The organism is Pseudomonas sp. NY15435 (assembly GCF_048068295.1).
In the GTDB taxonomy this organism is placed as follows: Bacteria; Pseudomonadota; Gammaproteobacteria; order Pseudomonadales; family Pseudomonadaceae; genus Pseudomonas.
This window is the reverse complement of record NZ_JBLUQA010000005.1, coordinates 99,060-117,198: the sequence shown is the minus strand read 5'-3', so window position 1 is coordinate 117,198 and position 18,139 is coordinate 99,060. Positions and strand designations below refer to the sequence as shown.

Below are 18,139 nucleotides of genomic sequence, written 5' to 3'. Positions count from 1 at the left end.
CGGCCTGGGCCGGGTTTTTCTCGTCAGCTCAGACCAATTACTTGGCTTGGGCTTCCACTTCGGCTTCTACGCGGCGGTTAACAGCGCGGCCTTCGGCGGTTGCGTTGTCAGCAACCGGACGGGACTCACCGTAACCAACAGCGTTTACGCGGCCGCCTTCAACACCGTACTCGTTGACCAGTACGTCACGAACGGCGTTAGCACGACGCTCGGACAGCTTCTGGTTGTAGGCGTCGGTGCCGACGGAGTCGGTGTGGCCTTCAACGGTGGTGGAGGTGGACGGGTACTGCTTCATGAAGTCAGCCAGGTTTTTGATGTCAGCGTAGCTGTTCTCTTTAACCTTGGACTTGTCGAAGTCGAACTTCACGTCCAGCTGTACGCGAACGACTTCGGCAACAGCCGGGCAGCCGTTGGCGTCAACGGTGACGTTGGCCGGGGTGTTCGGGCACTTGTCGACGTTGTCGCAGACGCCGTCGTTGTCGGAGTCGGAGCAGACTTCAGCAACCGGCTCGGGAGCCGGGGCCGGCTTGGCGCCGCCACCGAAGTTCATACCAACGCCCAGGCCAGCCATCCACTCGCCCTGGTGACCATTGACGCGCTGCTCCAGACCGTACTGACCGTCCAGGCTGGCTTTGGCGTAGAAGTTCTCGGTGAAGTAGTACTTCAGACCGGTACCGATCATGGCCATGGTCAGGTTCTGACGGCTGCCGTTCTCGGAGTTGATGTTGGTCAGGCTCTGGTGGCCGATACCTGCGGAAACGTACGGACGCAGGTTGCCGGCACCCGGGGTACCGAAGTGGTAGATGGCGTCCAGAGTGCTCAGGTTGCCATGGACCTTCTTGTTGCCGGTCTCGTAGGTGCCACGTACGTCGTGGTACTCACCGTAGGACAGAGCCAGCTCGACGTCGTCGGTCAGGAAGTAACCTACGGAACCGCCGTACAGGTCCGCGTTCTTCATGTTGCGAACGCTGTCGGTGAAGTAGCGCTTGCCGAAGGCTTCGACTTCGACAGCGCCTTCGCCTTGGGCGAACGCGTTGATAGCGGAGGTGGCGATCAGCGAGCCAACTACGACGCCTAAGGTGTTCTTCAGTTTCATCCGTTAAATCCCCATCTTGGTGGTCAATAAGTTGTCCTAACCATAGGCCGTACAACTTGGGTGGCAAGTTTATCAGAACTTGCCAAACAGAGAGACAATATTTCCCGGACTAAGATTCCGTCACATTCGAAAACTTTTCTCTCATTCGATCGAGTGCACGTTTGTAGCGCATTTTTGTGGCGCTGAGCCCCATGTGCATGATGTCGGCGATCTCCTGAAACTCCAGTTCCGCAACAAATCGAAGCACGAGGATTTCCCGATCAATGGGATTGACATGAACTAGCCAGCGGTCTAGCCCACCCCGTTCTTCGACTTTTGGCGTCTTCTCTTCAGAAGCTTCCTCGACTGGATCCAGACTCAGCGCATCGAGCAATCTGCGTTTGCGCCGTTCCTTCCGATACTGGGTAATGCACTCGTTGTAAGTGATGCTGTACAGCCACGTCTTGAACTTCGACTTTCCTTCGAAGTTCTTCAGACCATACAGCACCTTGAGCATGACCTCTTGACACACATCATCGGCGTCCCGGTCGTTGCCCAGGTAGCGCGCGCAGACGTTGAAGAGCGTGCGCTGGTAGCGCCGCATCAGCTCTTCATACGCCCGCGTCACGTGGTAAAGCTCCTCGTGAGAACGCTCCACCAGCTCCTCGTCGGTGAGCTGGCGCGGGTCATAGCGCAAGGACAGTGATTGCGGCTTGTTCAAGTCGGGTCGGGCCAGGTCAAGTCAGCGTCCGGCGCGGCTTTCGGGAAGCCGTACCGGCAATCGGTCATCATCTTCAGCGACTGGTTACACGCTGATCGAGCAGGATGCGGTTGGCGATCGACACCAGCTCACCCTCATCTGTCAGCAGGATAGTCTTGATGGTACCAATTTCCTCGATGATGCCTTCGACATCCGCCACTTTCACCTGTTGTCCGACCTGATACAGCTCCCGCACGTAGATCCCTGCGATGATCTGCCCCGCCACTTCGCGACTGCCCAGCCCCAGCGCCAGCGCGGCGGCCAGGCCAATGGTGATCAGCACGATGGCGATGATGTAGTTGAGCAGATCGGTCTTCACCTCGAGCTGCCCGATGGCCACCGAGATGCTGATGATGATGACCAGCCACTGGGCGACTCGGCCCAGGCCATTGGAGTACTCCAGGCCGACGCCGTCGGCGGCGCCGCGCACCAGGCTGTTGGCCAGTTGGGCCAGCAGGATGCCGACGATCAGTACCAGAGCCGCACCGAAGACCTTGGGCAGGTACAGCGCCAGCATGTCCAGGGTCGCCGAGACGCGCTGCAGGCCCAGGGACTCTGCGGCGGAGACGAGGAACACCAGCAGCACGAACCAGTAGACGATCTTGCCGATCAGTGTGGAAACCGGTACCTGGATGCCCGCGCGCGACAGCAGCTTGGTCAGGCCGGTGCCTGCCATCAGGCGGTCGAGGCCGAGCTTGGCGAGCAGCTTGGACAGCAGTGCGTCCAGCAACTTGGCGACAACGAAGCCGAGCAGCACGATCACCAGCGCGGCGAGCAGGTTCGGAATGAACCCGGCCAGCTTGCCCCACAGGGTGTTCATGGCGGTGAGCAGGCTTTGCGTCCAGATGTCGAATTGCATGTTCAGTCGGCCTTGTCAGCGGAAGGGGCGGAATTCTGCGCGTGACGCGAGACAGGTGCAAGATGCGCGGCGCCTCGGCTCACGCCGATGGACAGGGCCTGGAGCCAGTGCCCCATCAGGCTGAACAGATCGCCCGCACCCACCTGCCGGTTGGCGGTCTTCAGGACGCGATCCAGACGCGAATCGTCCCCCGGCTGTTCCGGGGGCATTCGCAGCAGATCGCGCAGGGATTCTTCAAATGGGTCGTGCATGCGCACCTCGCCTGTGTGAGGTGCTTGACGCCCTCACCACCTCAAAAGTCACACCTAGAGCCAACGCAGGCGTCGGAATATCCACCACTGGAACGCAGCCAGGCCGCCAATCAGGAAGCAGGCCGCGACAAACCCATAAGGCGCGTCCGCGCCCGGAATTCCGCCGACGTTGATGCCCAGAAGCCCGGTCACGAAGCTCATGGGCAGGAAAAAGCCGGTGATGATACCAAGCAGGTACATGGTGCGGTTCATCCGCTCGGTGATTCGACGATGTTCGGCTTCCTGGATCAGGCTGATACGCTCGCGCACCAGCTCCAGTTCTTCCAGGTTGCGGGTCAGTCGGTTGTACAGCTCGTTCCAGTAGTCGGCGTCATCGGAGACCGTCCAGGACGCCTTGTACCTGATCATCTGCGAATAGATTTCCCGCTGCGGCGCGAGGTAACGGCGCAAGCCTGCGGCGCGTCGTCGCAGGGTGCGCAACTGGTGCTGGTCGGGGATGCTGCGCTCGTCTTCTTCGATTGCCTCTTCCATGGCATCGAGCTGGTCGGCAAGGCCGCCGATCAGGGTGTCGACGCGGTCGGTGAGGTAATGAGCCAGGTAAAGCACGACTTCGGAGGCGGTCTTCGGGCCGGTCCCGGCATCCAGGTCGGCACGCAGGTCGGCCACCGCCTTGAGCGGGCGCAGGCGCAGGGAGATGACGCGCTGCGACTCGGCGTAGACGCGCAGCGACACCATGTCTTCCGGCACCGCGCCAGGGTTCAGGTTGACCCCGCGCAGGAACAGCAGCAAGCGCTCGCCCCCCAGGTCCACCAGGCGCGGACGGGTAGCCTCCTCCAGCAGCAGGTCACAGGCGAATTCGTTCAGCCCACTGGATTCGCGCAGCCAGGCCTGGGCCTCGGGTACGCCGCGATCCCAGTGCACCCAGAGGCTTTCCTCGGGCTTGAGATCCAGCAACGGTAATTCGCTGCGAGTGATTCGCCGGCCGCCGCCGCGACCATCCAGCACAAAGCCGTCGATCAGTCCGCGTTCCGTGCCGCTCTCGTACTGCTGCATGCCCTTTCCTTCGCTTGAGGTCGCCTTCGCGAGCCCCATGAAAAATGCCGGAAGCTTTCGCTTCCGGCATTGACCGGACTCTTACTGGAAGGTTCGAATTAATCCGGCATTTTCAATGCTTTAGGCGAAACAATGATGCCATTGTTGTCAGCATAGACGAACTCGCCCGGGCGGAAGGTGATGCCGCCGAAGGTCACCGCGACGTTCAGGTCGCCGATACCGCGCTTGTCGGTCTTCATCGGGTGGCTGGCCAGTGCCTGCACGCCCAGGTCAGTCTGTGCAATCACGTCGACGTCCCGGATGCAGCCGTACACCACGATGCCTTCCCAGCCGCTCTTGGCGGCCTTCTCGGCCAGCATGTCGCCCAGCAGGGCGCGACGCAGCGAGCCACCGCCATCCACCACCAGTACCTTGCCCTTGCCATCCTTCTCGACCTGCTCCTTGACCAGCGAGTTGTCCTCGAAGCACTTGATGGTGACGATCTCGCCACCGAAGGAGTCCCGCCCGCCGAAGTTGCTGAACATCGGCTCGACGACCTGGACCAGCTCCGGGTAGGCATCGCACAGATCGGGGGTGACGTAATGCATGGAGAAGCTCCTCTTGATGAAATCCGGCAGGGTTTCAGGCCTGGATGTGACCGAAAGCCGCAATGGCGTCACAGTCTACTCCCTGCCGCGCCAAGCTCAAGCCTGGGCCAGGGCGCCCTGCCCTTCAGGCAACGCACCGTGCTCCAGCCAGTACTGCAACAAGGGCCAGACCTCACGCTGCGCACCCTTGCTGATAAGCATCTCGACGTGACCGAAATCCTCGGAAAAGCCCTGGCGCTTGCCCAGGTGCAGGAACTGCCGGACCTGGGAACCAAACTGCTCCAGCAGCTTGCGGCAAGCCCAGGCCGGATCCTGGATGTCGCCATCGGAACCGATGGCCAGCACCGGTAGGGAAACCTTCTGCAGCCCGCTCCACCAGTCGTTGTCCTTTTCACCAAAACGGCCGAACAGGCTGTACCAGTGCAATGCTTCCAGGGCCAGCCCCAGGGGCTCGTCTTCCGGACCGCGCTTGAGGCGGGCGCCAGACAGACCGCCCATGCGCTTGAGCAGGAAACGCCCGCTCCATGCCACCGGTGGTAGTTTCAGAGGCCAGTAGGTGCGACTGATCTGACTGCCGCAAAGCGCTGCGCTGGCCACCTGCCGCTCGTCCAGGTAACCGCCGCCCAGCGCGGCAGCCAGGGTCACGCCACCCAGGGAGTGGCCGACCCAGTGCGGCGCCTGGCCGCTCTGCTCAACCACGAAATTGGCGATGGCGGGCAGGTCGAAGCGTGCGTAATCGGCCACCCGATTGCGATCGTAGTCCTCGTTGCGCGGCGACAGGCCGTGGCCACGCATCTCGGCAATCCACACGTCGAACCCCGCACGCGCCAGGTACGCGCCCAGGCCGATGCCCTTGGGGGAGAACCAGAAGCGGCGATTGGAAAAACTGCCATGCAACAGGATCACAGGCACACCACGGCGCCCATCCGGACGACCGAGACGGGTGACTGCCAGCTCGACGCTGGAGTCGGGGCTGTTGTTTGGCTTGAGGCGGTAGACGTCCTCGGTGAGGTCGCCCCGCAGTTCGGCGCTCACCAGCGCGACGGGAAAGAGTTGACTGCTGCTTTGCATGGAATCGCTTGCATAAAAAAGGGCGGGTGAAATCACCCGCCCTTCTCAGGATGGAGAAGGAACCGTCAGGACTGGCCTTCGGCGAGGAAGAACCAGGTGTCGAGGACTGAGTCGGGGTTCAGCGACACGCTCTCGATGCCCTGCTCCATCAGCCACTTGGCAAGGTCCGGATGGTCCGACGGACCCTGGCCGCAGATGCCGATGTACTTGCCGGCGCGGTTGCACGCCTGGATGGCGTTGGAGAGCAGCTTCTTCACCGCCGGGTTACGTTCATCGAACAGGTGCGCGACGATGCCCGAGTCACGGTCCAGGCCCAGGGTCAGCTGGGTCAGGTCGTTGGAGCCGATGGAGAAGCCATCGAAGAACTCGAGGAACTCGTCAGCCAGCAGGGCGTTGGAGGGCAGCTCGCACATCATGATGACGCGCAGGCCGTTCTCGCCACGCTTGAGGCCATTGGTGGCCAGCAGGTCAACGACCTGAGAGGCTTCGCCCAGGGTACGCACGAACGGCACCATCAGCTCGACGTTGGTCAGGCCCATTTCGTTGCGGACCTTCTTCATCGCGCGGCATTCGAGCTCGAAGCAGTCGCGGAAGGACTCGCTGATGTAGCGCGAAGCGCCACGGAAGCCGAGCATCGGGTTTTCTTCTTCCGGCTCGTAGAGCTTGCCGCCGATCAGGTTGGCGTATTCGTTGGACTTGAAGTCCGACAGACGCACGATGACCTTCTTCGGCCAGAAGGCGGCGGCCAGGGTGCTGACACCCTCGACCAGCTTCTCGACGTAGAAGCCAACCGGATCGTCGTAGCCGGCGATGCGCTTCTCGACGCTTTCCTTGATGTCCGCGGGCAGGCTGGCGAAGTTCAGCAACGCCTTGGGGTGCACGCCGATCATGCGGTTGATGATGAATTCCAGGCGGGCCAGGCCCACACCTTCGTTCGGCAGCTGGGCGAAATCGAAGGCGCGGTCGGGGTTGCCGACGTTCATCATGATCTTGAACGGCAGCTCCGGCATGGCATCGACCGAGTTCTGGCGGATGTCGAAGCCCAGCTCGCCTTCATAGATCAGGCCGGTGTCGCCTTCGGCGCAGGAAACGGTCACACGCTGGCCATCCTTCAGCGCCTGGGTAGCGTTGCCGCAACCGACGACTGCCGGGATGCCCAGTTCGCGGGCGATGATCGCTGCGTGGCAGGTACGGCCGCCACGGTTGGTGACGATCGCGCTGGCGCGCTTCATCACGGGTTCCCAGTCCGGATCGGTCATGTCGGAGACCAGCACATCGCCCGGCTGGACCTTGTCCATCTCGGAAACGTCGTGGATCACCTTCACGGGACCGGCACCGATGCGCTGGCCGATGGCGCGGCCTTCGACCAGGACCTTGCCTTTTTCCTTGAGCAGGTAGCGCTCCATCACGTTGGCACTGGAACGGCTCTTCACCGTTTCCGGGCGGGCCTGCACGATGTACAGCTTGCCGTCGTCACCGTCCTTTGCCCACTCGATGTCCATCGGACGCTCGTAGTGCTTCTCGATGATCAGGGCCTGCTTGGCCAGCTCGATCACTTCGGCGTCGGACAGGGCGAAGCGCGCGCGGTCGGCCTTCTCCACGTCGACTACCTTGACCGATTTGCCGGCCTTGGCTTCGTCGCCGTAGATCATCTTGATGGCCTTGCTGCCCAGGTTGCGGCGCAGGATGGCCGGGCGGCCGGCTTCCAGGGTCGGCTTGTGGACGTAGAACTCGTCGGGGTTCACCGCACCCTGCACCACGGTCTCGCCGAGGCCGTAGGCGCCAGTGATGAACACCACGTCACGGAAACCGGACTCGGTGTCCAGGGTGAACATCACGCCGGCAGTGCCGGTTTCCGAGCGGACCATGCGCTGCACACCGGCGGACAGGGCGACCAGTTTGTGGTCGAAGCCCTGGTGCACGCGGTAGGCGATGGCACGGTCGTTGAAGAGGGAGGCAAAGACTTCCTTGGCCGCGCGGATCACGTTGTCCACGCCGCGGATGTTCAGGAAGGTTTCCTGCTGACCGGCGAAGGACGCGTCCGGCAGGTCTTCGGCGGTGGCGGAGGAACGCACGGCCACGGCCATGTTGTCGTTGCTGCCGGCCATCTCGGCGAAAGCCTTGCGAATCTCGGCGTCGAGACGGGCGGGGAATTCGGCTTCCATCACCCACTGGCGGATCTGCGCGCCGGTCTTGGCCAGGGCGTTGACGTCGTCCACGTCGAGGGCATCGAGCGCCGCGTGGATGCGATCATTCAGGCCGCTCTGATCGAGGAAGTCACGGTAGGCCTGGGCGGTAGTGGCGAAGCCACCCGGTACGGAAACGCCGGCACCGGCGAGGTTACTGATCATTTCGCCCAGGGATGCGTTCTTGCCCCCCACATGTTCGACATCGTGGACGCCGAGCTTATCGAGGGAAACTACGTACTCTACCAAGGTGATCTCTCCACTAAGTGTTGGAAAAGGTCATACAAGTCGGAGCGGCCCCACCCTTCTGGCCGGAGCCGGAAAAATGGGTGAGAATGCCCCGGCAAAGGGCCTTGCAAACGTGGGGCCTATCATAACCAGGATTCAATCCTACCTAATAAGGCCCGCAGCGCACATGAAACGAACTGCATTCTTCATTTCCGACGGCACCGGCATTACTGCCGAAACCCTCGGCCAGAGCCTTCTGGCGCAGTTCGAGAACATCAACTTCACCAAACTGACGCGACCTTACATCGATACCGAAGAAAAAGCGCGCGTCATGGTACAGCAAATCAACCGGGCTGCGGAGGCAGACGGGGCAAGACCGATCATCTTCGATACCATCGTCAATCGTGAGATCCGTTCGGTCCTTGCGCAATCCAACGGTTTCATGATTGACATCTTCTCGACCTTTTTGTCCCCGCTCGAGCAAGAATTATCCTCAGACTCGTCGTACTCCGTCGGAAAATCCCACAGCATCGGCCATAACCCGCACTACATGGAGCGGATCGACGCGGTGAACTTCGCCCTCGACAACGACGACGGCGCCCGCACCCACTACTACGACAAGGCCGACCTCATCCTGGTCGGTGTCTCGCGCTGCGGCAAGACGCCCACCTGCCTCTATATGGCCCTGCAATACGGTATCCGCGCGGCGAACTACCCGCTGACCGAAGAAGACATGGAGCGCCTGCAGTTGCCCAACGCGCTCAAGCCCTACAAGCACAAGCTGTTTGGTCTGACCATAGACCCGGACCGGCTCACCGCCATCCGCCACGAACGCAAGCCCAACAGCCGCTACGCCAGTTTCGCCCAGTGCGAATTCGAGGTTCGCGAGGTGGAAAACCTGTTCCGCCGCGAGAACATCGCCTACATCAATTCCACGCATTTCTCGGTGGAGGAAATCTCCGCGAAGATCCTGGTGGAAAAAGGCGTCGAGCGCCGCCTCAAGTAACCACCGCGCCTCGCACTCCCTCCTTTCGACGGCCGGCCATCCCGGCCGTTGTCTTTTCGGCAGCTTTTCGCCGCTGCGCCTATCATTCTCCAGACCCACGATTTCCCCATGACTCAGGTCATGGGGCGGGCATTCCACGGCAACGGCACAGGAGAGCGCCATGCGAGAATGTCAGTATCTGATGCTGGTCGTGTTGTTGGCGCTGTCGGGTTGTGATTCGGACGAACCACCCAACGCCAAGACGCCACCCCCTAGCACCCCCGCCGCCGCCCAGCCCGCCGCTACGCCTGCGCCGCCACCGCCGGCCCCGGCTGCTGCGCCCGCGCCGCCAGCCACGCCACCCGCTACTCAAGCGGCGGAGCAACAAGCCCAGGCGGTGTTCAGCACCGAGCAACTGGACCAGATGCTCGCCCCCCTGGCGCTGTATCCCGATTCCCTGCTGGCCCAGGTCCTTATGGCGACCACCTATCCCGGCAACGTCGCCGACGCGGCAGCATGGTCGAAAGCTCACCCCAAAGTCAGTGGCGACGACGCCGTCAAGCAGGTGGCAGATCAGCCATGGGACCCAAGCGTGCAATCGCTGGTCGCTTTCCCGCTGGCATTGGCCACGCTGGGCCAGGACCCGGTCTGGGTGCAGCGCGTAGGCGATGCTTTCCTCGCCCAGCCCGACGCGGTGATGGATTCCATCCAGCGCCTGCGCCGCCAGGCCCAGGCGGCCGGCAACCTGCAGTCGAACGAGCAACAGACCGTCACCGTGAAACCGGCGCCACCGGCCCCGGCCCAGCCTGCATCCGGCGGCACCCAGGTCGTTCAGCAGGCAGCGCCAGCGCAGACGATCATCATCGAGCCCGCCGATCCGCAAGTAGTCTACGTCCCCAGCTACAACCCCACGCAGGTCTATGGCACCTGGGCCTACCCGTCCAGCCCGCCGGTCTACTATCCGCCACCGCCCCAATACCCCGTCGCCACCGCGCTGGCCAGCGGTTTGGCATTTGGCGCGGGCGTCGCCATCGTCGGCTCGCTCTGGGGCGACTGCGACTGGGACGACCATGAGATCGATGTGGACGTTGAGCACTACAACAACTTCAACAGCAACCGGAACGTCAATCGAAACGTGAATCGCGAGTTCAGCCAGAACGTTAATGGCAACCGTGCCGCGTGGCGCCATGACCCGACCTACCGCAACGGGGTGCCCTACCGCGACAACCGCAGCCGCGAGCAGTACAACCGGCGGCTGGCCGGCGGCGAACAGCGCGAAGCAATGCGCGGGTTCGACTCAACCCGCGCTCAGGAGCGCTCACGAGCGCAGCAGAGCCTGGCTGAACGCGGCATCGCCCCACCTGCCGCGAACAACGCCCTGGCTCGGGAACGAGCCCAGGCAGCCACCCGCGACCTGCGCGACAACCCGCAAGCCCTGCAGCGCGCCCAGCAAGCCAATCGCGAGCCGCGCGACGTCAATCAGGCCCGTGAGCGCGCGCAGAACGCCACGCGCGAACTGAAGAACAATCCCGAAGCCCGTCAGCGCGCGCAGAACGTGGCACAGAACCGCAGCGCACAGGCTCAGCAGCGGCCTCGGGCGCAGAACAATCAGCAGATCCGCGAACAGGCGCGCCAGCAGCACTCCCGAACCCAGGCCCCACGCAACAATGCCTTCGCCGGTGCCAACAACCCGAGACAATCCCGTGAATTCGCCAACCGGGGCCAGGTCAGTCGCGCCGCGGCAAGTCGCCCGCAGGCCGCCCGCGCCGGCCATACCGTGCAACGCCCCGCCCGCGCACCGCGTGGCGGCGGACGCCGATAGGAGACGAGCCATGCCCATCGCATCGCGCCTGCTGGCGCTCGCCCTCCTCGCCGCCCTGCCCGCCAGCCTGCTGGCACAGGAAAGCTTCCCCACCCCCGACGCGGCCGCAGATGCCTTCGTCGCCGCCCTGGGAACCGAAAAGGCCGATCCCGAGCGCCTCGCGGCGCTGCTGGGCAATGATTGGCAGAGCTACATCCCCACGGCGGGCATCGACCGCGCCGAGGTTGACGCCTTCCTCGCGCACTACAAGGACAAGCATCAGATCGAGAAGGACAACCCCCATCTCGCCCACCTGGTCGTCGGCAACGATCCCTGGACCCTGCCCTTGCCAATCGTCCACGAGAAAAAAGGCTGGGCCTTCAACGCCAAGGCTGGCGGCGAGGAAATCCGCATCCGCCGCATCGGCCGCAATGAGGAATCGGCACTGGAGGCCGTACAGGCCTACCACGACGCGCAGATGGACTTCGCTGAGGTCGACCGCAATGGTGACGGGGTTCTGGAGTACGCCCAGAAATTCGTCAGCAGTGACGGGCAGCATGACGGCCTGTACTGGCCGGAAGAAGAAGGTGGCGCGCAAAGTCCGCTCGGCCCACTGTTCGGCGACGAGCTGCCCGGTGATGGCTGGCATGGCTACCACTATCGCATCCTCACCGCCCAGGGCCCCTCGGCGCCCGGCGGCGCTTACGACTATCTGATCGGCGGCAAGATGACCCGCGGCTTCGCTCTGGTTGCCTGGCCGGTGAAGTACGGCGACAGCGGTGTCATGAGCTTCATGATCAGCCACGATGGCGAAATCTTCTCCAAGAACCTCGGACCGGAGAGCAGCAAGATCGCCATGAAGATGACCCGTTTCGACCCGGACAGCAGTTGGACAGAGGTGACCCTGCCGGAAACCAAACCCTGAGCGACTGAACCCTTCCCGAGCCCTTCCGGCCGCCTGTCAGCCGGACGGGCTCAGGGGAATCCCGGAGCATGCTCCGGGCTGTCATGAGCCTGAAACAAATACCCTGCCAAGGCGCCAACCGACTGTCGCCAGCGAAAAACCACATGATAGAATTCGCCGCGCTATTGCCTGGCGTCACCAGGCCCCGCCGGCCGGCATGCCGGCCACAGCCACATGGGGTGACGACCGGGGCGTTTCTTTTCAAGGCTTTGCGGCCACTCACTCATCAAGGCCCATGAGACTCAAGCCCACAGCCCTGCTCCTTTTCCTGAGCATCTTCCTGCTACCCGGCATCAGCGCCGCTGCCGGCAAGGCCGTCTATGGCCTGAACGAATACGCCCGGATCAACGACCTGGACATCGAACTGGCCGCCAAGCTCGACACCGGCGCCAAGACCGCATCCCTCAGTGCCCGCGACATCAAGCGCTTCAAGCGCGACGGCGAGACCTGGGTGCGCTTCTACCTGGCCACCGACACCGCCGACAGCCAGCCGATCGAGAAGCCCCTGGCGCGCATCAGCAAGATCAAGCGCCGCCACGGTGACTACGATCCTGACGAAGGCAAGGCCTACACCGCGCGTCCGGTAATCGAGCTCGAGCTGTGCATGGGCAAGGCCCTGCGCACCATCGAAGTGAACCTTACCGACCGCAGCGCCTTCCAATACCCGCTTCTGATCGGCTCCGACGCGCTCAAGCGCTTCGGCGCCCTGGTCGACCCGAGCCTGAAATACGCCGCCGGCAAGCCCGGCTGCCAACCCGTAGCGAAACCTGCCGAGTAATCCCATGCGCTCTCTTACCCTGCATCTGAAGGTCCTGATCGCCATCCTGCTGACGCTGGGCGTCGCGATCACCGCCTACCAGATCTTCGTCCTCGGCATTCCCATGACCGAGGCCGAGACCGACGACCTATGGAACATCGACGCCAAGGTCGAGTTCGTCGCCACGCCGAAGACCCCGGTGAAGGTGCAGATGTTCGTACCGCCGCTGACCCAGGATTACGTCAGCCTCAACGAGAGCTTCGTCTCCAACAACTACGGCGTGGGCATCAACCGCTCCGATGGCAACCGCAAGGTCACCTGGTCCTCGCGCCGCGCCACCGGCCAGCAGACCCTCTACTACCGCCTGGTGCTGACCAAGCGCTATGCCGGCGCCAGCGAGAAGGCCAAGGAAAAGGGCCCGATCTTCCGTGACAGCCTGCCCCTGGAAGGCCCGGACAAGATCGCCGCCGAAGCCCTGATCGCGCCCATCCGCCAGCACTCGGCGGACGTCGAGACCTTCGTCAGCGAAGCGATCAAGCGCGCCAACAACCTCAACGATGACAACGTGAAACTGCTGCTGGCCGGCGACACCAGCCTGGACAAGCGCTCCCACGTGGTCGAGACCCTGCTCGCGGTGGCCCACGTGCCGCTGGAGCGCGTGCACACCATCCGCCTGATCGCCAACCAGCCGCAGCAGCCCGAACTCTGGCTGCGCAGCTACAACGGCAAGGAATGGCTGTACTTCAACCCGGAAACCGGCGAACGCGGCCTGCCCAACGACCGCCTGATCTGGTGGCTGGGTGACGAGAGCCTGCTGTCCATCGAGGGCGGCAAGAAGGCCCAGGTCAGCTTCAGCCTCAACAGCAGCGAGATGAATGCCATCCGCCTGGCCAAGCTGTCGGACGAGAACACCGACGCAGCCTTCCTCGAGTACTCGCTGTACGGCCTGCCGCTGTCCACCCAGCAGACCTTCCAGATCATGATCATGATCCCGTTCGGTGTACTGGTGATCCTGGTGCTGCGCAACCTGATCGGCCTGCAGACCCTGGGTACCTTCACCCCGGTGCTGATCGCCCTGGCCTTCCGCGAGACCGGCCTGCAGTGGGGTATCGGCCTGTTCACCGTGATCACCGCGCTGGGCCTGTCGCTACGCTCGTACCTGGAACACCTGAAGCTGCAGATGCTGCCACGCCTGTCGGTGGTGCTGACCTTCGTGGTGGTGATGATCGCCGCCATCAGCCTGCTCAGTCACAAGCTCGGCTTCGAGAGCGGCCTGTCGGTCGCCCTGTTCCCGATGGTGATCCTGACCATGAGCATCGAACGCCTGTCGATCACCTGGGAAGAACGCGGCGCCGCCCACGCCATGAAGGCCGCCATCGGAACACTGTTCGCCGCTGCACTGGCGCACATCCTGATGCGCGTACCGGAGCTGGTGTACTTCGTGTTCACCTTCCCGGCCGTGCTGCTGATCCTGGTGTCGTTCATGCTGGCGATGGGTCGCTACCGCGGATACCGCCTGACCGAACTGTTCCGCTTCAAAGCCTTCCTCAAGGACTAAGCCATGTTCGGCCTGATCAAGCGATGGAGAGCCCTGGAAGCCAAAGGCATCATGGGCATCAACCGGCGAAACGCGGACTACGTGCTGAAGTACAACCAACGGCACCTGTACCCGATCGTCGATGACAAGATCATCACCAAGCAGCGCGCCATCGAGGCGGGCATCCACGTACCGGAAATGTACGGGATCATCTCCACCGAGAAGGAGATCGAACGCCTGCCGGAAATCATCGGCGAGCGCAGCGACTTCGTGATCAAGCCGGCGCAGGGCGCCGGCGGCGACGGCATCCTGGTGATCGCCGACCGCTTCGAAGAGCGCTACAAGACGGTCTCCGGGCGGATCATCAGCCATGAGGAAATCGAGCACCAGCTGTCGAGCATCCTCACCGGCCTGTACTCCCTGGGCGGCCACCGCGACCGCGCGCTGATCGAGTACCGGGTGACCCCGGACCAGATCTTCAAGAGCATCAGCTACGAAGGCGTGCCGGACATCCGCATCATCGTTCTGATGGGCTACCCGGTGATGGCGATGCTGCGCCTGCCGACCCGCCAGTCCAACGGCAAGGCCAACCTGCACCAGGGCGCCATCGGCGTGGGTGTGGACCTGGCCACCGGCCTGACCCTGCGCGGCACCTGGCTGAACAACAAGATCAGCAAGCACCCGGACACCACCAATGCGGTGGACGGCGTGCAGTTGCCCAACTGGGACGGCTTCATGAAGCTCGCCGCCGGCTGCTACGAGCTGTGCGGCCTGGGCTACATCGGCGTGGACATGGTGCTGGACCAGGACAAGGGCCCGCTGATCCTCGAACTCAACGCACGCCCCGGCCTGAACATCCAGATCGCCAACGACTGCGGTCTCACCCTGCGCACCCATGCCGTCGAAGCGCATATCGCCGAACTGGAAGCCAAGGGCGTGAAGGAGACCGTGGAGGAGCGCGTGCGCTTCTCCCAGCAACTCTTCGGCCACGTGCATCCGAAGGAAGTCTGAGGCGCCCTGCCCCATGAAAAAGCCCGGCAAAAATGCCGGGCTTTTTTATTGCCCTCCGGTGCCCGCGATCGCGACCATGGGGCGCTCCGACAATGAGCGGTGGCGCAGGACTGTAGGAGCGAGCTTGCTCGCGAACGGACTCCGCGGCGACTCCGCAGTTGGGCGGTTCGCGAGCAAGAACCAGGCGTCCCCTCGGTCCTACAAAGAGCATCAGCTCAGCGCACCACTGCCAGCTCGAACCCGCCCTGGTCGCCGTGCTCACGCACCTTCATCCCCGCCTCGTTCACCGCCAGGTCTTCCAGCGGGCGTTTGTAGGGCTTGTTGTCGAGGGTCTGCAGGCTGCGGTCCTCGTCGGTGGTGAGCAGCAGCACGTAGCGCTCGCCCTGGTTGGCGCGCACCGGGATGGTCCCCTCGATGAACGCATAGCGGTACCAGGTTTCCGGGTTCAGCTTGTACACCGCATCGCTCACCAGCCGGGTCGGGCGCTTCTGTTCATCGAGGAACAGCAGCGACGGGTAGACCACCTGGTGATTGGCGAAACTGCGCACGCGCAGGCCGTAGACGCGTTGGGAGCTGGGCAGCTTCATCGCCACGAAATAGCTCTTGCCCATGGGGAAGTCGAAGCTCGGCGAGAACTTGTTCAGCTCCTCGTAGCGCGGTTCCTCCGCCGACAACTCGGTGAAATCGCCGTCGCCCATCTGATCGCAGCAACGCCGCTGCAGGTCGACGTAAAGGTCATCCAGGGTCTTGCCGCTGCCCTTGAGCAGCGCCTTCATGGCATCGGTCTGCTCGCCCGCGCCATCGAGCCCCGGCAAGTTGCTCGGGCGCGTCTTCAAGTCGATCTGGCGGCCTTCAGTGAAGGCGATGTTGCTGCCGCCCTGCTCGCCCCGACGGAACATCTCGCCACGTTGCTCCGCGGTGATCGGCGAGTTGCGCACCTGGCCCTTGTCGTCGACCCAGGTGAAGTAAGGGTTGCCGTTTTCGCTACGGACGAAACCGCGATCCTCATAGGACTCCGCGTCGATGTACTCGGAGGAGTGGTCGCCGTTGGGCAGCACGTAGTCGGCACGGCCGGGTGCCACCTGACCGGCAGCATAGAAACTGTTCTGCAGGTTGCCCTGGGCGTCCACCCAGGTGAAGTAGCGGCGCTTACTCTCCCCCGCCGGCCGGCTGCCCGGCCACTGGGTGGCACTGAGATCGATCAGCCGCGCGCGATCGCTCTGGTCGATACGCTTGTCCGCCTGGCGCTGCTGCTGGGCGTAGTTGGCGTCGACGAAGGTGTTGTGCACCTGGCCGCTGTCGTCGATCCACGATAAGTAGCGGCCGCTGGCTGCCTGCGCCGACGCGCTCATGCCGATGGCGGCGCAGCAGGAAATCAGGAGGGTCAGCCTGCTCATGTTCAAGCCCTCAGAAAGTGGTGCGGTAAGTCATGGCGAAGACGTAGGCCTTCACCGTGGTGCTGACGTCGAGGCCGGCATAGGGGTTGTAGACCAGGTTGTCGATGCCGGTGCAGTTCAGGTTGCAGCTGGTGCCTGCCTTGATGCTCTGCTTGGAGACGAAGTAGTTGAAGCCCAGGTCGATCACCGTGTCCTTGTCCCACTGGTAGCCCAGGCCCAGGCCGTAGAGGTCGGCGTCGCCGATGGGCACCAGGGCATCGGCCTTGTCCTTGGGGATTGCCGAGGGGCGGTACTCGTAGCCGGCGCGCAGTTGCAGACGGTCGTTGACGTCGTACTGCATCCCCATGGCGTAACTCCAGGTGTCCTGGTAACCACGGTCGAGGATGATGCTGTGGTCGGTGGCGCCGTTGGGTGCGAAGTTCTTGGCGATGCGCAGCAGGTCGAGTTCCTTGTCGAATTCGATTTCCAGCTTGTTCCAGTCGCTGTAGTCGGTCCACTTCAGGTCGAAGTTGAACTGCCATTTGTCGAACGGACGCAGCTTGATGCCGGTGGAGAAGCTGTCCGGGTTGACCATGTTCAGCGTGGCCACGCCATGTTCTTCCTCGGCGTTGCCGTAGGGGAACAGCGGACTGAGGAAAGCGCCGAACACCGAGCTCTGCATGCCCGACCAGAAGCCCTGCCAGTCCTTGGTGTAGTCGACGCGATACTTGCCCTTGAGGTGCATGCGCGACTCGCTCTGGTAGGTCGCGCCCCAGGCCAGCCAATCGTAGGGCTCCCAGAGCACCCCCAGGTTGAAGCTGGGCGAGAGCGTCTGCTGCATGTCCAGCTTGAGGTTGGCCAATGAGTCGTAGGGGCCGATGCGGCCGCCACAGACGTTGAATACCAGTTCGACGATCTCCTGGGCGCCGGGCACGCAGGTAGTGTCGTGCAGGGTCTGCAGCAGGCCGGTGAGCAGGCCTGGGTTGCGGAAGTCGGTGTCCAGCGCCATGGCCTGGTGAGAGAAGCCGACGCTCAAGCCCACCGACAGGTCGTCGTTGACCTCGTAGCCCACCGAGGGCGAGAAGTAGGTGATGCGCTGCAGCGAGACGCGGCGGCCTTCGTAGCGCGCCGGATCGCTGTCCGAATCGCGCGAATAGCCCAGGGCCTGGGGCGCGTAGACGTTGGTGGCAAAGGTGAACTTGGAGCCCGGCGGGTTGATCGACAAGCCAGCCAGCGGCGCCACCAGCAGTGGCATGTCGGTCATGCCGCCGAGGCCGGGCAGGTACATGGTCGGGGTCAGGGTGCGGCTGTTTTCGCCCGCCACCGGGTCGTCGTCCAGGCCGAAGGAGGAAGAGCCGTAATCCGGCGGCGCCTTGAAGCCGGCGCGGATATCCATGACCCCGGTGATCAGCTTGATCTGGGTCTGACGGCCCTTGAGCTTGGTCAGGGCGGCGGGGTTGTAGTGCACCGCGTCGATGCCGGTGGAGTCGGCCGTGACCGCGTTGGCCATGGCCATGGCCTTGGGGTTGCCGATGGTCAGGTCGTTGGCCAACTGGGCGTTGGCCAGCGTCGCCCAGCCAAACCCTACCCCTGCCATCGCCACCGCGAGGGGCGAAATGCGCATAGTCATGTGGTGGT

At 63.2% G+C, this 18,139-nt stretch carries 16 protein-coding genes; 6 read left to right on the top strand and 10 right to left on the bottom strand.

Annotated features, from left to right (window positions below; translation table 11 throughout):
• Window positions 1–37: 37 nt before the first annotated feature.
• From ACNFH5_RS13515 to ppsA, 8 genes are all read right to left on the bottom strand, one after another.
• Window positions 38–1,096 (bottom strand): OmpA family protein, encoded by a 1,059-nt coding sequence (locus tag ACNFH5_RS13515; RefSeq protein ID WP_416746655.1) that lies wholly within the window; start codon window positions 1,094–1,096, stop codon window positions 38–40.
• Window positions 1,097–1,205: 109 nt separating this feature from the next.
• Window positions 1,206–1,796: an RNA polymerase sigma factor SigX gene (gene sigX / locus ACNFH5_RS13510; RefSeq protein WP_416746653.1), complete on the bottom strand. Its 591-nt coding sequence runs from the start codon at window positions 1,794–1,796 to the stop codon at window positions 1,206–1,208.
• Between the two features lie 73 nt (window positions 1,797–1,869).
• Window positions 1,870–2,694, bottom strand: a complete 825-nt coding sequence (locus ACNFH5_RS13505) for a mechanosensitive ion channel family protein (protein ID WP_017516811.1) — start codon at window positions 2,692–2,694, stop codon at window positions 1,870–1,872.
• 2 nt (window positions 2,695–2,696) lie between these two features.
• Complete coding sequence (locus tag ACNFH5_RS13500) at window positions 2,697–2,951, bottom strand: CrfX protein (protein WP_416746651.1); 255 nt, start codon at window positions 2,949–2,951, stop codon at window positions 2,697–2,699.
• Between the two features lie 48 nt (window positions 2,952–2,999).
• The gene (locus ACNFH5_RS13495) at window positions 3,000–3,998 is read right to left on the bottom strand and encodes a zinc transporter ZntB (protein ID WP_416746649.1); all 999 of its coding nucleotides are present in this window, start codon (window positions 3,996–3,998) and stop codon (window positions 3,000–3,002) included.
• Window positions 3,999–4,096: 98 nt separating this feature from the next.
• Entirely contained in the window at window positions 4,097–4,585 is a 489-nt protein-coding gene (gene rraA / locus ACNFH5_RS13490) for a ribonuclease E activity regulator RraA (protein WP_416746647.1), read from the bottom strand.
• 96 nt (window positions 4,586–4,681) lie between these two features.
• Window positions 4,682–5,656, bottom strand: a complete 975-nt coding sequence (locus tag ACNFH5_RS13485; protein WP_416746645.1) for an alpha/beta fold hydrolase — start codon at window positions 5,654–5,656, stop codon at window positions 4,682–4,684.
• Between the two features lie 65 nt (window positions 5,657–5,721).
• The gene (gene ppsA, locus ACNFH5_RS13480) at window positions 5,722–8,091 is read right to left on the bottom strand and encodes a phosphoenolpyruvate synthase (RefSeq protein WP_416746643.1); all 2,370 of its coding nucleotides are present in this window, start codon (window positions 8,089–8,091) and stop codon (window positions 5,722–5,724) included.
• Window positions 8,092–8,257: 166 nt separating this feature from the next.
• Between ppsA and ACNFH5_RS13475 the strand changes: the two genes are divergently transcribed.
• The 6 genes from ACNFH5_RS13475 (at window position 8,258) to ACNFH5_RS13450 (ending at window position 15,125) form a co-directional block, all read left to right on the top strand.
• On the top strand, window positions 8,258–9,076 hold the full coding sequence (locus ACNFH5_RS13475; RefSeq protein WP_017516884.1) for a pyruvate, water dikinase regulatory protein: 819 nt from the start codon (window positions 8,258–8,260) through the stop codon (window positions 9,074–9,076).
• A 160-nt stretch (window positions 9,077–9,236) separates the two neighbouring features.
• On the top strand, window positions 9,237–10,877 hold the full coding sequence (locus ACNFH5_RS13470) for a DUF3300 domain-containing protein (RefSeq protein ID WP_416746641.1): 1,641 nt from the start codon (window positions 9,237–9,239) through the stop codon (window positions 10,875–10,877).
• 10 nt (window positions 10,878–10,887) lie between these two features.
• A complete protein-coding gene (locus ACNFH5_RS13465; RefSeq protein WP_416746639.1) occupies window positions 10,888–11,781 on the top strand; it encodes a DUF2950 domain-containing protein in 894 nt (297 codons plus the stop codon).
• A gap of 274 nt (window positions 11,782–12,055) precedes the next feature.
• On the top strand, window positions 12,056–12,598 hold the full coding sequence (locus tag ACNFH5_RS13460) for an ATP-dependent zinc protease (protein ID WP_416746637.1): 543 nt from the start codon (window positions 12,056–12,058) through the stop codon (window positions 12,596–12,598).
• Between the two features lie 4 nt (window positions 12,599–12,602).
• Complete coding sequence (locus ACNFH5_RS13455) at window positions 12,603–14,135, top strand: inactive transglutaminase family protein (protein ID WP_416746635.1); 1,533 nt, start codon at window positions 12,603–12,605, stop codon at window positions 14,133–14,135.
• Between the two features lie 3 nt (window positions 14,136–14,138).
• Window positions 14,139–15,125, top strand: coding sequence for an alpha-L-glutamate ligase-like protein (locus tag ACNFH5_RS13450; protein ID WP_416746633.1), 987 nt, complete (start codon window positions 14,139–14,141; stop codon window positions 15,123–15,125).
• A 215-nt stretch (window positions 15,126–15,340) separates the two neighbouring features.
• On the opposite strand, the gene ACNFH5_RS13445 is transcribed toward ACNFH5_RS13450, so the two are convergent.
• The gene (locus ACNFH5_RS13445) at window positions 15,341–16,477 is read right to left on the bottom strand and encodes a MalM family protein (protein WP_416747304.1); all 1,137 of its coding nucleotides are present in this window, start codon (window positions 16,475–16,477) and stop codon (window positions 15,341–15,343) included.
• Between the two features lie 55 nt (window positions 16,478–16,532).
• Window positions 16,533–18,131 (bottom strand): outer membrane protein transport protein, encoded by a 1,599-nt coding sequence (locus tag ACNFH5_RS13440; protein WP_416746631.1) that lies wholly within the window; start codon window positions 18,129–18,131, stop codon window positions 16,533–16,535.
• Window positions 18,132–18,139: the final 8 nt, after the last annotated feature.

What these genes read in the sequence shown, in the direction of transcription:
- ACNFH5_RS13515 (WP_416746655.1), bottom strand. Translation starts at nt 1,096, where the DNA reads ATGAAACTGAAGAACACCTTAGGCGTCGTAGTTGGCTCGCTGATCGCC.
- ACNFH5_RS13505 (WP_017516811.1), bottom strand. Translation starts at nt 2,694, where the DNA reads ATGCAATTCGACATCTGGACGCAAAGCCTGCTCACCGCCATGAACACC.
- ACNFH5_RS13495 (WP_416746649.1), bottom strand. Translation starts at nt 3,998, where the DNA reads ATGCAGCAGTACGAGAGCGGCACGGAACGCGGACTGATCGACGGCTTT.
- rraA (WP_416746647.1), bottom strand. Translation starts at nt 4,585, where the DNA reads ATGCATTACGTCACCCCCGATCTGTGCGATGCCTACCCGGAGCTGGTC.
- ACNFH5_RS13485 (WP_416746645.1), bottom strand. Translation starts at nt 5,656, where the DNA reads ATGCAAAGCAGCAGTCAACTCTTTCCCGTCGCGCTGGTGAGCGCCGAA.
- ACNFH5_RS13475 (WP_017516884.1), top strand. Translation starts at nt 8,258, where the DNA reads ATGAAACGAACTGCATTCTTCATTTCCGACGGCACCGGCATTACTGCC.
- ACNFH5_RS13470 (WP_416746641.1), top strand. Translation starts at nt 9,237, where the DNA reads ATGCGAGAATGTCAGTATCTGATGCTGGTCGTGTTGTTGGCGCTGTCG.
- ACNFH5_RS13465 (WP_416746639.1), top strand. Translation starts at nt 10,888, where the DNA reads ATGCCCATCGCATCGCGCCTGCTGGCGCTCGCCCTCCTCGCCGCCCTG.
- ACNFH5_RS13460 (WP_416746637.1), top strand. Translation starts at nt 12,056, where the DNA reads ATGAGACTCAAGCCCACAGCCCTGCTCCTTTTCCTGAGCATCTTCCTG.
- ACNFH5_RS13455 (WP_416746635.1), top strand. Translation starts at nt 12,603, where the DNA reads ATGCGCTCTCTTACCCTGCATCTGAAGGTCCTGATCGCCATCCTGCTG.
- ACNFH5_RS13450 (WP_416746633.1), top strand. Translation starts at nt 14,139, where the DNA reads ATGTTCGGCCTGATCAAGCGATGGAGAGCCCTGGAAGCCAAAGGCATC.
- ACNFH5_RS13445 (WP_416747304.1), bottom strand. Translation starts at nt 16,477, where the DNA reads ATGAGCGCGTCGGCGCAGGCAGCCAGCGGCCGCTACTTATCGTGGATC.
- ACNFH5_RS13440 (WP_416746631.1), bottom strand. Translation starts at nt 18,131, where the DNA reads ATGACTATGCGCATTTCGCCCCTCGCGGTGGCGATGGCAGGGGTAGGG.